This is a genomic window from Mucilaginibacter sp. FW306-07-L (assembly GCF_058782065.1).
In genome coordinates this window covers 490,948-504,417 of the sequence record NZ_JBYSXI010000002.1, presented here as the reverse complement: position 1 = coordinate 504,417, position 13,470 = coordinate 490,948, and the positions used below count along the sequence as shown (strand labels likewise).

Sequence of the window (13,470 nt, the reverse complement as noted above, 5' to 3'; positions counted from 1 at the left end):
GTTTGTTTCAACAGCAAACGGCCTCTTTATTTTTATAGGTATTGTACTTTAATTAAACCGGTCATCACCGCTGATAGCGCGGTAGGGATTTTTAAAGAAATGTTCTACTGTATTGTTAAACTGGTCCTTATAATTAACAAGGGTTGCATGGCCCGAGTTAGGGACGATCCATAAATACGATTCCGGGAGGTTTTGCGCTATCTCGATGGTGTGGTGGGTGGGTATGGCATCATGGTCGCCGCCTATAACCAGCACTGGGCAGCGTACCTTGTGCAGGTCGGCTAATATGGTTTTAGGCTCAACCAGCATCATGTGGTTCACTTTCCATGAGTTTTTTAATACGGCATTCTTGCCATCTTTCTTTAGCGAATCGCTGTAACGCTTATCCGTTTTGGCAATATCATTATACACAAAAGGATGCAGGGTTGTGGTATCGGGCCGAAGGTTAGCGCCGGTAATGGCCAGCTTGGCCACCTTATCCGGATGGCGAAGGGAAAGGGCCAGGCCGTTGATGCCGCCATCGCTCCAGCCAATTACGTAGCAGCTTTTAATTTGCAGCGTATCTAACAGGGCGTTCAAATCATCCGCCATCATATCATAACTTAACGAGTCGGTAGGGTCTGTTGAGTTGCCTTGTGCCCGGCTGTCAACCGCTATCACCTTGTAGTTTTTGGCGAAGTAAGGTATCTGGTTCTCAAAACTGCTGATGGAGCCGCCATTGCCATGCACCAGTAACAAGGGTTTACCCTCACCATAAGTTTCATAGTACATTTTAAAGCCCCGTAGCTTTACATATTTACCGGCGCCGCTGTTGCTGCCATATTTTTGTGCTGTCGCGGTTAAGGTAAAGCCGCATAGTAGCAGTATTATTAATCTATTATAGATGCGCATCATGTTCCCTGGTTAATTAAAACGGCCTTCACCCTCAATTTTGCGGTATGGTTTTTTAAAGAATTCATCAACCACCTTATTAAACCAATCCTTTTTATAAATAGGGGTGGCATGTCCCGAGTTGGGGATGATCCACAGATAGGCGTTTGGGATATTCTCGGCTATTTCGAGCGTATGGCTGTTTTTGATCACATCATGATCCCCGGCCATAACCAGCACCGGGCAGGTAATTTTATGTAATGCCGATGCCGGGATATTGGGCTGGTAAGATAGCAGGTGCATCACCTTAGCTACGTTTTTAAGTTTTGTCGAGGCGGGTTTCATCAGTTTTAATGAGTCCTGTATTTGGTGGTTCCAGCCCATGGCCATGTTGTTTATCTGTGCATCAACGGCAGTAGTATCAGGCCTCAGGTTCGCACCGGTAATGGCCAGTTTTTTTACCTTATCAGGATGCCGCAGGGCAAGCAGCAGGCTATTAATTCCACCATCGCCCCAACCAATTACATTAACATTTTTAATATGCAGGTTATCCAGCAGCGCGTTCAGGTCGTCGGCCATCACCTCGTAGCTTAACGAATCTGTCGCGTCCGTTGATCTTCCCTGCGCGCGGCTATCAGCTACGATCACTTTATAGTTTTTAGCGAAGTAAGGTATCTGGAAAATAAAGCTGCTGATGGAGGCACCGTTACCATGAACAATAAGCAAGGGTTCGCCTTTGCCATAAGTTTCATAATACATTTTAAACCCGCGTATGTTGGCGTATTTGCCGGTAGCGGCATTGCGGCCGTAAGTGGTAGTATCCATTTCGGCAATTTGAGAGAAAGCCATTGCCGGGGCGGTAAACAAAACGATCAGTAATATAAATTTATATAAGGGCATAGTCAGTTATTAATAAAAGCCGGTGTTATTGGTACATATAAAGGTATAATATGTTTGTTTATTTTACATTAATATGGCATATTATTTAATATGCACTGATTTTCAGGCATGTTGGTAAAATTTAATACAGGCTTGTATAATTTGTTGATATTAGTACTAAAATTATAAGCCCCCAAATCCGTTTATATTACTGATATAATACATAGGATTATGAAATTTAATGAGCATAAACCGCTGGACATAGCCCTTAACGATTTGTTTGAACGCTACAGCGAAGGTGTGCCTGCCGTTAAGCGGATCACCGCCGCGCTGGTTGAAAAAGGTGTGGTTGCCTCGCAGCAGGATATTGTGAACGACCATGTTGCCTTTCGTACGCTGGGGCTGCCGCATCTGGGCATAGCCTCATTAGGCAAAATATTTTTGCACTACGGCTATACGCAGCGCGATCATTATCACTTTGAAAAAAAGAAACTGGATGCCTACTGGTTCTCACCGCCGGAGACTGTTTACCCACGCATATTTATCAGTGAGTTGCGGGTGGATGAATTATCGCCCGAAGCGCAGCAGATCATTAAAAAATATACCGCCGATATACATAGTGACCCGGTAGATACGCTCGATCTGGATAACGGTGCCGAAGTTGGCGCGTTCTTTCAAAAACCCTTATGGGATCGCCCCACCAAGGCTGATTACCTGCGCCTGCTTGAGGAGAATGAGTATGCTGCCTGGGTAATATACAACCGCTACTACCTTAATCATTACACCATCAGCGTGCACGCGCTTAAAAACGGCTATAATACCATTGAGGATTTCAATACCTTCGTGGAGGGTTTGGGCATCAGGCTGAATACCGAGGGCGGCAAGATCAAGACGAGTCCGGATGGATTATTAAGCCAGAGCAGCACCGTTGCCGAAATGAAGGAAGCCCTATTTGCCGGTGGCGAAACGCTGGCCATAGCAGGCAGCTACGTGGAGTTTGCCGAGCGCCGTCCGCTCCCTGAATTTAGCCATATTCCGGCAGCGCAGCTAACCACCGCGCAGCGCCGTGAGGGTTTTGAAACCGGCAATGCCGATAAGATTTTTGAAAGTACATACACCAGTCAAACCCAAAAATAATGGTTGATATACAACAGATATTAAGCAGATTACACATAAATGACGTTAATCCTGCCTACAGCACCGGCAGTGTTTGGGGCGAAGTTAACAGCACGAATGCCCATACCATTTATTCACCGGTAGATGGTAAAGCCATCGGCAAGGTAAATATGGCTACCGGGGATGATTATAATAAAGCTACCGATCAGGCTCAGCAGGCTTTTACAGCCTGGCGTGCCGTGCCTGCGCCACGCCGGGGTGAGATCGTTCGCCAGGTTGGCAATGCCCTACGCGAGGCCAAGGATGATCTCGGCGCGCTGGTAAGTTACGAAATGGGCAAAAGCCTGCAGGAGGGCCTGGGCGAAGTTCAGGAGATGATAGACATCTGCGATTTCGCCGTTGGGCAAAGCCGCCAGTTGTATGGCTTAACCATGCAATCCGAAAGGCCGCTGCACCGCATGTACGAGCAATATCACCCGCTAGGAGTGGTGGGCATTATATCGGCCTTTAACTTCCCCGTGGCGGTATGGAGCTGGAATGTCATGCTGGCCTTGGTTTGCGGCAATACCTGCATCTGGAAACCGTCCGAAAAAACACCGCTTACGGCTGTGGCCTGTCAGCATATCATCAGTAAAGTATTTAAGGCGAATGATATTCCCGAGGGTGTTTGCTGCCTTGTTATCGGCGACCGTGAGGTAGGCAGCCTGATGGCTAATGACCCACGCTTGGCATTGGTATCGGCAACCGGCTCAACCCGCATGGGCAAGGCCGTGGCAACCGCGGTAGCTGCAAGGCTGGGCAAGGTATTGCTGGAATTGGGCGGCAACAATGCCATTATCATCACACCGGATGCTAACCTGGAAATGGCGCTTATTGGCACCGTTTTTGGCGCGGTGGGCACTGCCGGGCAGCGTTGTACCTCAACACGCAGGCTGATTATTCATAATTCGGTTTATGATGATTTTAAGCAGAAACTGGTTAGCGCCTATAAACAGATCCGGATTGGCAACCCGTTGGATAGCAATAACCACATGGGCCCGCTGATAGATACTGACGCGGTTAAAAATTATCTGGATGCCATTGAAAAATGCAAGGCAGAGGGCGGCAACTTTGTGGTTGAGGGTGGTGTATTGGAGGGAGAGGGGTATGCTTCGGCCTGCTATGTTAAGCCCTGCATTGCCGAGGTAGAGAATAGCTACGCCATCGTTCAGCACGAAACCTTTGCGCCTATCTTATATCTTATTAAATACGATACCCTGGACGAAGCTATCGCCCTGCAAAACGGTGTGCCGCAAGGCTTGTCATCCGCCATCATGACCAATAATTTGCGCGAGGCGGAGCTGTTCCTTTCCGGCGCGGGCTCTGACTGCGGTATCGCCAACGTGAACATCGGTACCTCGGGTGCCGAAATTGGCGGTGCTTTTGGTGGCGAAAAGGAAACCGGCGGCGGCCGCGAGTCAGGCTCTGATGCCTGGAAAGCGTATATGCGCAGGCAAACCAATACTATTAATTATTCAACTCAACTGCCATTGGCGCAAGGTATAAAATTCGATTTTTAGGGGATGCTCGATCACGGACTTCGGGAACTCAGGGAGGCATTAACAGGCGAATTACACACGGATGAACTGATGCGTGTACTGTACGCTACGGATGCCTCTGCCTACTCCGAAATGCCGCTGGCTGTAGCTATTCCGAAGAACGAGGCTGATCTGAAAAAACTCATCAGCTTTGCTAAAGCAAATCAAACCTCGCTGATACCCCGCACCGCCGGCACTTCATTGGCCGGGCAGGTAGTAGGCAAGGGCATGGTGGTTGATGTATCCAAACATTTTACGCAGATCATTGAAGTAAACACCGCCGAAAAATGGGTGCGTGTACAGCCCGGCGTGGTGCGCGATGAATTGAACCGCTACCTACGCCCGTACGGTTTGTACTTCGGTCCTGAAACCTCAACCGCCAACCGCGCCATGATCGGCGGTATGGTGGGCAATAATGCCTGTGGCTCCAACTCGCTGGTATATGGCAGCACGCGCGACCATACATTGGAAGTTAGGGCCTTGTTAAGTGATGGCAGCGAAACGGTTTTCAGGCCGATGAATTTTGACGAATTTATTGCCGCGGGCGAGGGTAACACGCTCGAAGCATCGCTGTACCGAACCATCAGGCAGCAGCTTGGCGATTGGGAAGTACAGCAGGAGATCCGCCGCGAGTTCCCGAAGGAAAGCGTTAATCGCCGCAACACCGGTTACGCCGTTGATGTGCTGCTGAACAGCAATCCCTTTAACGCTGGTGGCGATGATTTTAATTTTTGCAAACTGATATGCGGCTCAGAGGGTACGCTGGCTTTTATCACCGAGATCAGGCTGAACCTGGAAGAACTACCCCCACAAATAACCGGGTTGCTTTGCGTGCACTGTCCCTCGGTGGATGCGGCCTTACATGCCAATATCATCGCCCTTAACTATCAGCCGCGATCGTGCGAGCTGATAGACCATTACATACTGGATTGTACGCTCGATAACCCATCGCAGGCACTTAACCGTTTTTTTGTGCAGGGCAGCCCCAAAGCTATTTTGGTGGTGGAGCTATCGGCAAAAAGTGATGATGAGTTGATTGCCATTGCCGCACGGCTTGAGGATGAATTAAGGCAGGGGGGGGTGGGTTATCATTTTCCGTTGCTTACGGGTAAACAACAGAATGCCGTATGGTCGTTACGTAAGGCGGGGTTGGGCTTGCTGAGCAATTTGCCTGGCGATGAAAAGGCGGTAGCCGTTATTGAAGATACCGCCGTTGATGCTGTCGACCTGCCTGCTTATATAGCTGAGTTTAACCAGATATTAGCGAAGCATGGCTTGTACAGCGTGTATTATGCCCACGCCGGTTCGGGCGAGTTGCATTTGCGGCCCATGTTGAATTTAAAGACTGCCGAAGGTGTCAAAAAATTCCGCATCATAGCGCAGGAAATAGCCGGACTGGTTAAAAAATATCGTGGCTCGCTAAGCGGCGAGCATGGCGACGGGCGCTTGCGCGGTGAGTTCATTCCGCAGATGATTGGGGAGAAGAATTACCGCCTGCTGCAAGCCATCAAGCAAACCTGGGATCCGCAGGGCATATTTAATCCCGGCAAAATAACCGGTACCCCGCCAATGGACGAGTATTTGCGTTATACGCCGGGGCAGCAGGCGCCGCCTATCGAAACTGTTTTCCGCTTTCGCGGACAAAATATTTTACAGCACGCCGAGCAATGCAACGGCTCGGGCGATTGTCGCAAATCAGCGCAGGCGGGCGGTACCATGTGCCCATCGTACATGGCTACCCGTAATGAAAAAGATACCACGCGTGCCCGCGCCAACACGTTGCGCCATTACCTCACGAATTCCGAAAAACTGAACCGCTTTGATCACCCTGAAATAAAGGAAGTGATGGATCTATGCCTGAGCTGTAAAGGCTGCCGGTCGGAGTGCCCATCCAGCGTGGATATGGCCAAGCTAAAAGCTGAGTTTTTGCAGCATTATTACGATGCCAACGGTACTCCCGTGCAGGCTAAACTGATAGCCGCGCTGCCCAGGCTCAATAAACTGGGTATGGCCTGGCCGGGATTGTATAATTTTTTCATGGCTGATAACGCTATCGGTAATGCGCTTAAAAAAAGCCTTGGTTTTTCGGCAAAACGTACCCTGCCCAGGCTGGCCCCGCAAACCTTGCAGCAGTGGTATAAAAAGCAGGTTGATAAAAAGCAGCAGGGTAAACGTGTCTACTTTTTTTGCGATGAGTTTACCAATTATAATGATGTAAACATCGGCCAAAAAGCTATAAAACTGCTAAAAGCGCTGGGCTATGAAGTAATTATTCCGCAGCACCTGGAAAGCGCGCGTACCATGCTTTCCAAAGGTTTGTTGCGGCAGGCCAAAGCCGTGGCTGAAAGAAATGTGGAACTGTTAGCTCCGCTGATAAGTGAGGATACGCCCTTGATCGGCATCGAACCATCAGCCATCCTGAGCTTTCGGGATGAATATCCTGACCTGGTACGCGAAGAGTTACTGCCACAGGCGCAGCAACTCGCTCAACAGGCTTTGTTGTTCGAGGAGTTTATCGCCCGCGAAGCAAAAAATGGCAACATTAACGGCGATCAATTCACCAACGAACACCGGCAGGTTATGCTCCACGGGCATTGCCAGCAAAAGGCCTGGAATGTGCAGGCGGTGTCGCAAACGGCGTTGAGCTTGCCTGCTAATTATGTGGTGGAGCTTATCCCTTCGGGCTGTTGCGGTATGGCGGGTTCATTTGGTTACGAGGATAAGCATTATGATGTTTCTATGCGTATTGGTGAGTTAGTTTTGTTCCCTGCCGTTCGCAATGCCGGAGTAGGCTGCATTATAGCCACGCCGGGCACCAGTTGCCGTCACCAGATCAAAGATGGCACTGCGGTAACAGCACAGCATCCTGCCGAAATATTATGGGATGCACTTGTTAAAACCAATCCCGTTAACTAAAACTTAATACAGAATTTGTTTATCAATAATGAATTATGTTTAGTTTTGCTAAACATAATTTACAATGGCTACTACTATAAAAATGGTTGTGTTTGACATGGCCGGAACTACCGTTGACGAACAGAACGTTGTTTATAAAACCCTTCAAAATGCTATTAACCAAGCTGGTTATTCCGTAACATTTGATGAAGTGCTGGCCGTAGGTGCCGGTATGGAAAAACTACAGGCTATCAAAAGCATTTTAAAAACCTATGCCGGGGTTGAAAATAACGCTATTGCCGAAACCATTTTTCAGAAATTTTCCGCGCAACTGGATGCGGCTTACAGCAACCATAATATTGTGCCCCAGCCTAACGTGCTGGATGTTTTTAGATCCCTAAAAGCCAAAGGTATTACCGTGGTATTAAATACCGGTTACAGCAGCCACGTAGCGCAAACCATATTAAATAAGTTGCAATGGCAGGCGGGGGTGGAGTACGATATACTGATCACCGCCAGCGATGTAAAAGGTGGCCGCCCCGCGCCGGATATGATTAACCTGGCAGCCCAAATGTACAACATCAGCACAGCGGAAATAGTTAAGGTTGGCGATTCAATTATTGATATTGAGGAGGGTAAAAACGCGGGCTGTGCCATGAGCATCGGTATCACCACCGGGGCGCATACGGTGGAGCAATTACAATCAGCGCAACCCGATCACATCATCAATAACCTGCTGGAAGTCCTGCCGCTGGTTTAACCTCGCATCCTGATAAAATAATAATTGCTTAACGCCTTGTAAAGGGCAAGTGCTTACCTTGCATAAAACTTTCATACATGCTTATCAACACCAAATTTGTAAAGCTAACGGCCGTTTTTGTTGTGGCTGTTTCCGCAGCTATCGCCCAGCCTAAAACCCATAAAGCCGTTTTTATTATTGCCGATGGCATTCCGGCGGATGTGATCGAGAAACTGCCAATGCCTAACCTGCAAAAAATAGCAGCCGGCGGTAAGTACCTGCGTGCCCATGTAGGCGGCGAAAAGGATGGCTATTCGCAAACGCCAACCATATCGGCAGTTGGCTATAACAGCCTGCTTACCGGTACCTGGGTAAATAAGCACAACGTTTGGGATAACGATATTAAAGCGCCTAACTATAACTACCCCACCATTTTCAGGTTATTTAAGGATCAGTATCCGCAGAAAAAAATAGCTGTATTTTCGAGCTGGGAAGATAACCGTACCAAACTGGTTGGCGATGGCCTAAAGCAAACCAATAATATTCAGGTGGATATTCATGCCGATGGCTTTGAGCTGGACACGGTAAACTTTAAGCACGATAAGGAAAGCGCCTACATGCACCGTATTGACGAAAAAGTAGTGGCCGACGCGTCAGCCAGCATTAAAACACAGGCACCTGACCTGTCGTGGATCTACCTGGAATATACGGATGATATGGGTCACCGTTATGGCGATAGTCCACAATACTATACCGCCATTGGTATGCTTGATAAGCAGATCGGCAGCATTTGGGAAGCCATTAAGTACCGCGAGCAAAAGTTTAACGAAAGCTGGCAGATCTACATCACTACTGACCATGGCAGGGATGAAGCTACCGGCAAAGGGCATGGCGGACAGTCAGACAGGCAGCGCTCCACCTGGATAGTTACCAATACTAAGGATATCAATACTTACGCCAATTACTACAAACCCGGCATTGTTGACATTATGCCATCGCTCGCCCGTTTTATGAACATCAGCATACCGGTAAAATATCAGCGTGAAATAGATGGGGTGCCCTTAACCGGCCAGGTGTCTGTTGCACAGCCAAAGGTGAATCTGATACAGGGTGATCTGGATATTACTTGGAAGGCCCTAAATAAGGGTGAACAAGTTAATATTTGGGTAGCTACCACCAATAATGTAAAAGAGGGAAAGAGTGATACCTACAAATTAATGGGCAAATATAACGGCGATTCCGGCCACGCGCTGATCTCTGTTAAGGATACCCCTTCAGAAATTTATAAAGTTTGCATTGAGGGCAAGTACAATATGGTGAACACCTGGTTTGTAGTTAAGCCTAAAAAGTAAGTACAAATTATAAGTTAACAAAAACGGGGCTTGCATTATCTGCAAGCCCCGTTTTTGTTAATAATGCCTATTGATTTGTTATTGCCTCGCGGCGATCAGTTGCTCGCAAAGGCCGAAGGCAAGTGTCATTCCGTTGCCGCCGATGCCGTTGATAATGGTAACACCAGATTCGGGTTGCAGCACCAGTTCGGTTTGGCCGTTGGTGAGTTTAGGGTAGATGCCGTTCCAGGTTTGTATTACCTGGTTGTTTTTAAAGCGGGTAAACGTGGCCAGGTAATCCAGTATCATACGGTTGATGAATTCCTTATCGAACGGATCGTGCACCAGGCCATACTCATGCGAATCGCCCACGGTAAGTTCGCCTAAATGATTTTGTGAAGCCATTACGTGGATGCCCCATTTCAGGTATTCGGCATATTGCTCCTCATAGCGGGCTTTCAAAGCCGGTAATGATGGGGCGGCACCAAACCCCGGATAGTGTATCATGGAGAGGCTGCCGCAAAGCGACGGGCCAATGCGTAAGCCATCGGGCTGTGCGGCAAGGCGCATCATTTGCAGTTTGCATTTGGTGAGTGGTGCCTCGGCAAACAGTTCAGGGTAAAGGGTTTCAAATTCGGCACCGCCGCAAACAAATACTTCATCGGCCTGCCAGGTGCGGCTGCCGCTGCGTACTTCGGTGCCTTTTATCGCGCTGATGGCTGTGTTCCAGTAAAAAGTTACGCCATGTTTTTCGGCCAGGTAGGCGGCAACCTGCCCAATGGCGGCACGGGCTTCCACAATCATTTCGGTACCGCTCCATAACGCGCCCTTCAATCCATCCGGGTTTACCGCGTGCGATTTGGCTAAGGCCTCTGTAGGTGATAGCAGGGCGCAATCGCGCACCGTTTTATTCAGGTCGGCATACTCGGTCATCACCTGTAGTTCATCATCATGGTAGGACAGGTGGAGCGAGCCCACCTCGTCATGCCAGATGCCGGCTTCGGCGGCTACCTGTTTCCAGATACCGCGCGACAGCATGGCGCGTTCAAATAATGCTCCGTTTGGCTGCCCGATGGGCCATATCATACCGAAGTTGCGTATGGATGCGCCAACCGCGCGTTCGTTACGCTCAAATACCGTAACCTTATAGCCACGTGTGGCCAGTGCACGGGCGGTGGCCAGGCCAACAATACCCGCGCCTATAACTATGGCAGATCTGTTATTCATATTTATACTGCTGATAAATTTAACGGTTTATTTTGCACCCGCGACCGGCGCGCGCTTTGTAAAAAGTAGATAAGTGATAGCGTGCCTGCAACGCCACCGGTAATAGCCAAAATCAGTAAGGCATCCTTAAAAAAGGTATCCCAGCTCACGTTTGGGTTGCCCAGCTCCTTTACCAGCAATACGCTAACGCTGCCCAGGTAGCCAATAGCATCGGCAATGTACATTACAAAACCGACGTTGCTTTTATAGTTAAAAGAGGCGATCATCCGCTCGAAAAATATGGCGTTGTAGGGCACATAACCCGCATAAAGGCCCAGTCCGGCAAGCGTCATCCACGTAATGGGGCTGATGGTACCGGCATTGAACAATAAGGTTGATATACCGGCAAGCAGGCATCCGCAGATAATAAAAATGTGGATAATGCCAAAGGCCTTCAGGTTATCCTTTACCAATATAAGCAAGCTAATGCCCGCCAGTACAACGATGGATATAACCGAATCAATATTGGTATAAATGCTGTTGCTGTTAATGCCGAGGCCATGCCATATCTCCACCTCAAAGTTGTCGCGAATATCGCGTATCACGGTAAGCATAACATACACCGCTACGGTGAGGATGATGCCCGGCAGAAAACGCAGCAAAAAGGTACGGCGTTCGGCAGCGTTCATGGGGGTACGCTCGGTACGTAGTAATTTATCCTGCTCGGTAGGTGGGGGCATTATCTCTAAAAACAGTACAAATAGTATTAAGGGGATGGCAAACAACGCCCCGGTTAAAAAGGGCATATAATATTCGTTAACACCAAAATTGCTGATAAGCGTGCGCCCGGCGGTTTTAACAAATCCGGAGGCGAATATCAGGCTGATGGATAATACGGCCGCCATAAATTCGGTTGCTTTACGACCTTCCAGGTAGCCGAATACCAGTCCCCAGATCATCCCCAGTGGGAAACCATTAATAAACAGGAAGATAATATTATAAGGGGCAGGCACCAGCGCAAAACCCAGCAGGGCCAGCCAGGAGATGCCGATCAGTAGCAAGATGCTTTTGCCGCGGTTGAGTGCCTTTACTTCGGCTATAAAACGGATGCCATAAAATTTACTCAGCGTATAACCCAATACCTGCGCTATAACCAGCCAGGCTTTATAGCTCACATGCATAAATTCAACACCAGGGTAAGTGCCAGCCGCGAAGGCTTTGCGAAAAGCATACATGCAGGTGTAAGCCCCAAAAGCGGATATGGCGGCGAGTACCGAAATTAATCCGTAAGGCAATGTTCCTAACCGTTTTTGCAGTCGATATTTTACAGGGCTATTCGCATTAGGGATGTTACTGGAAGGAGACATGCTAAACAATTATAGTTTAGCAATAATAAACTTTGTTTATTAAAAATAAACAAAGCCAATGTTAAGTTACCTTTAAGCGTTTGGATGTTCCTCAAAAAAATAAATCACTAACATGCTGGCTGTGTTAGTGCCCGCGTTCTTAGGCGTGTGGGCTATACGGCCATCAAACAGCATAGAATCGCCCTGGTTAAGGATGTAGCTATTGTCGTTAAACTGGTATTCAACTGTTCCGCTTAGTATATGCTTATATTCATAGGCCTCGGTTTGTACCATCGGGCGATGCGCCCCGGGTTCGAGCTCCAGTATCACAATATCAACCGTTGAGTTTTTGATGGATTGTGTGAATATGCGCTGGTAGTGAAAGCCGTGGGCATCCTCCTTTTCAAAATGCTCATACTCGCTTTTTCTTTTGATGATAGGCGCTTCCTTGCCTTCTTTATGCCGTATGTCCTTAAAAAAAACGTTCAGGTCAATATCAAGCGCCTTAATAATATCTATCAGTACAATAAGGGATGGTATGGTACGGCTGTTTTCAATTTGCGAGATAAGGCCTTTGCTTACGTTGGCCATGGTGGCCAGTTCCTGCACGGTAATGTTCTTTTCGCGGCGGCGTTCTTTAATGCGGTTACTTATCTGTATCAGTATATCGTCTTCCATTGATAATAATGGGGGATGGTTAGCTGGCAGGCAAAGTATATAATATATTGGCAACACACAAATAAAGAATACCCAAATAAAGCCCGAACAATAATTTTACAAGGCTGTATTTTTAATAATATTAGGTTAACAGGATACTAATATGAATGCTATTGTTTTGCCTTAGCCATGCTACACACCACCCGTACCCCCGAAATTATTGCCGAAGAAGTATTTGCCTTATATGAGCAACATGGCGACGAAGATTATATAGGCGAACCTGTATCACAACTGGAGCACATGGCGCAGGCGGCATCGCTGGCGCAGCATGAAGGTTATGATGACGAGGTGATTTTAGCCGCTTTTTTTCATGACATTGGCCACCTGTGCGCGGCACAGGGGGAAGCGGAGAGCATGGATGGTATGGGCAATGCAGACCACGAGAAACTGGGTGCCGATTATTTATTGGAACGTGGTTTTTCGGAACGGGTGGCTAACCTGGTGCGCGCGCATGTTATCGCCAAGCGTTACCTTACCTATAAATACCCGGAGTATTACGAAAAGCTGTCGCCGGCAAGCCGGGTTACGCTCGAATTTCAGGGCGGGGTGGCGACGGATGCTGAAGCAGCCGCCTTTGAAGCCGACCCGGATAAGGATCTGATCATCCGTTTCAGGCATTGGGATGATGAAGCTAAACTGGAGCACATACCTGTTACCAATGTTGCGGCTCTTAAACAAATGGCTGTAAATCATCTCCGTAAAAATTCCGCTAAATAAGCATTGTTAACTTAATCGGTTAAGCATGTATGTTTAATGTTATTACTGGCCCTGGGTGTTAACATTCCCACAATAAA

Annotated in this window: 11 protein-coding genes; 6 read left to right on the top strand and 5 right to left on the bottom strand. The window is 48.1% G+C overall.

All coding sequences use genetic code 11. The annotated features are described in order from the left end of the window. Positions 1-48 precede the first annotated feature (48 nt). Positions 49-894: an alpha/beta fold hydrolase gene (locus tag AC3WJC_RS12365; protein WP_492399421.1), complete on the bottom strand. Its 846-nt coding sequence runs from the start codon at positions 892-894 to the stop codon at positions 49-51. Between the two features lie 9 nt (positions 895-903). Then, entirely contained in the window at positions 904-1,770 is an 867-nt protein-coding gene (locus AC3WJC_RS12360; RefSeq protein WP_492399420.1) for an alpha/beta fold hydrolase, read from the bottom strand. Positions 1,771-1,980: 210 nt separating this feature from the next. Here AC3WJC_RS12360 and AC3WJC_RS12355 point away from each other — a divergent pair, with 210 nt between their 5' ends. From AC3WJC_RS12355 to AC3WJC_RS12335, 5 genes are all read left to right on the top strand, one after another. Further along, positions 1,981-2,886, top strand: a complete 906-nt coding sequence (locus AC3WJC_RS12355) for a DUF1338 domain-containing protein (RefSeq protein ID WP_492399419.1) — start codon at positions 1,981-1,983, stop codon at positions 2,884-2,886. Next, a complete protein-coding gene (gene amaB, locus AC3WJC_RS12350; protein WP_492399418.1) occupies positions 2,886-4,424 on the top strand; it encodes an L-piperidine-6-carboxylate dehydrogenase in 1,539 nt (512 codons plus the stop codon). Before AC3WJC_RS12355 ends, amaB begins: the two co-directional genes overlap by 1 nt. 3 nt (positions 4,425-4,427) lie before the next feature. Then, on the top strand, positions 4,428-7,358 hold the full coding sequence (locus tag AC3WJC_RS12345) for an FAD-binding and (Fe-S)-binding domain-containing protein (protein ID WP_492399417.1): 2,931 nt from the start codon (positions 4,428-4,430) through the stop codon (positions 7,356-7,358). A gap of 64 nt (positions 7,359-7,422) precedes the next feature. After that, positions 7,423-8,097, top strand: coding sequence for a phosphonatase-like hydrolase (locus AC3WJC_RS12340; protein ID WP_492399416.1), 675 nt, complete (start codon positions 7,423-7,425; stop codon positions 8,095-8,097). Positions 8,098-8,174: 77 nt separating this feature from the next. After that, positions 8,175-9,428, top strand: a complete 1,254-nt coding sequence (locus tag AC3WJC_RS12335) for an alkaline phosphatase family protein (RefSeq protein WP_492399415.1) — start codon at positions 8,175-8,177, stop codon at positions 9,426-9,428. Positions 9,429-9,506: 78 nt separating this feature from the next. On the opposite strand, the gene AC3WJC_RS12330 is transcribed toward AC3WJC_RS12335, so the two are convergent. The 3 genes from AC3WJC_RS12330 to AC3WJC_RS12320 form a co-directional block, all read right to left on the bottom strand. After that, positions 9,507-10,634, bottom strand: coding sequence for a TIGR03364 family FAD-dependent oxidoreductase (locus AC3WJC_RS12330; RefSeq protein WP_492399414.1), 1,128 nt, complete (start codon positions 10,632-10,634; stop codon positions 9,507-9,509). A gap of 2 nt (positions 10,635-10,636) precedes the next feature. Then, positions 10,637-11,980: a DUF5690 family protein gene (locus AC3WJC_RS12325; protein WP_492399413.1), complete on the bottom strand. Its 1,344-nt coding sequence runs from the start codon at positions 11,978-11,980 to the stop codon at positions 10,637-10,639. Between the two features lie 72 nt (positions 11,981-12,052). Next, positions 12,053-12,637 carry a helix-turn-helix domain-containing protein gene (locus AC3WJC_RS12320; protein WP_492399412.1) on the bottom strand — a complete coding sequence of 195 codons (585 nt, stop codon included), beginning with the start codon at positions 12,635-12,637 and terminating at the stop codon, positions 12,053-12,055. A 168-nt stretch (positions 12,638-12,805) separates the two neighbouring features. Here AC3WJC_RS12320 and AC3WJC_RS12315 point away from each other — a divergent pair, with 168 nt between their 5' ends. Continuing rightward, positions 12,806-13,393: an HDIG domain-containing metalloprotein gene (locus AC3WJC_RS12315; protein ID WP_492399411.1), complete on the top strand. Its 588-nt coding sequence runs from the start codon at positions 12,806-12,808 to the stop codon at positions 13,391-13,393. Positions 13,394-13,470 lie beyond the last annotated feature (77 nt).

Bases quoted from the DNA above. Each gene is read 5' to 3' on its own strand.
- AC3WJC_RS12365 (WP_492399421.1), bottom strand. From the start codon at position 894: ATGATGCGCATCTATAATAGATTAATAATACTGCTACTATGCGGCTTT.
- AC3WJC_RS12360 (WP_492399420.1), bottom strand. From the start codon at position 1,770: ATGCCCTTATATAAATTTATATTACTGATCGTTTTGTTTACCGCCCCG.
- AC3WJC_RS12355 (WP_492399419.1), top strand. From the start codon at position 1,981: ATGAAATTTAATGAGCATAAACCGCTGGACATAGCCCTTAACGATTTG.
- amaB (WP_492399418.1), top strand. From the start codon at position 2,886: ATGGTTGATATACAACAGATATTAAGCAGATTACACATAAATGACGTT.
- AC3WJC_RS12345 (WP_492399417.1), top strand. From the start codon at position 4,428: ATGCTCGATCACGGACTTCGGGAACTCAGGGAGGCATTAACAGGCGAA.
- AC3WJC_RS12340 (WP_492399416.1), top strand. From the start codon at position 7,423: ATGGCTACTACTATAAAAATGGTTGTGTTTGACATGGCCGGAACTACC.
- AC3WJC_RS12335 (WP_492399415.1), top strand. From the start codon at position 8,175: ATGCTTATCAACACCAAATTTGTAAAGCTAACGGCCGTTTTTGTTGTG.
- AC3WJC_RS12330 (WP_492399414.1), bottom strand. From the start codon at position 10,634: ATGAATAACAGATCTGCCATAGTTATAGGCGCGGGTATTGTTGGCCTG.
- AC3WJC_RS12325 (WP_492399413.1), bottom strand. From the start codon at position 11,980: ATGTCTCCTTCCAGTAACATCCCTAATGCGAATAGCCCTGTAAAATAT.
- AC3WJC_RS12320 (WP_492399412.1), bottom strand. From the start codon at position 12,637: ATGGAAGACGATATACTGATACAGATAAGTAACCGCATTAAAGAACGC.
- AC3WJC_RS12315 (WP_492399411.1), top strand. From the start codon at position 12,806: ATGCTACACACCACCCGTACCCCCGAAATTATTGCCGAAGAAGTATTT.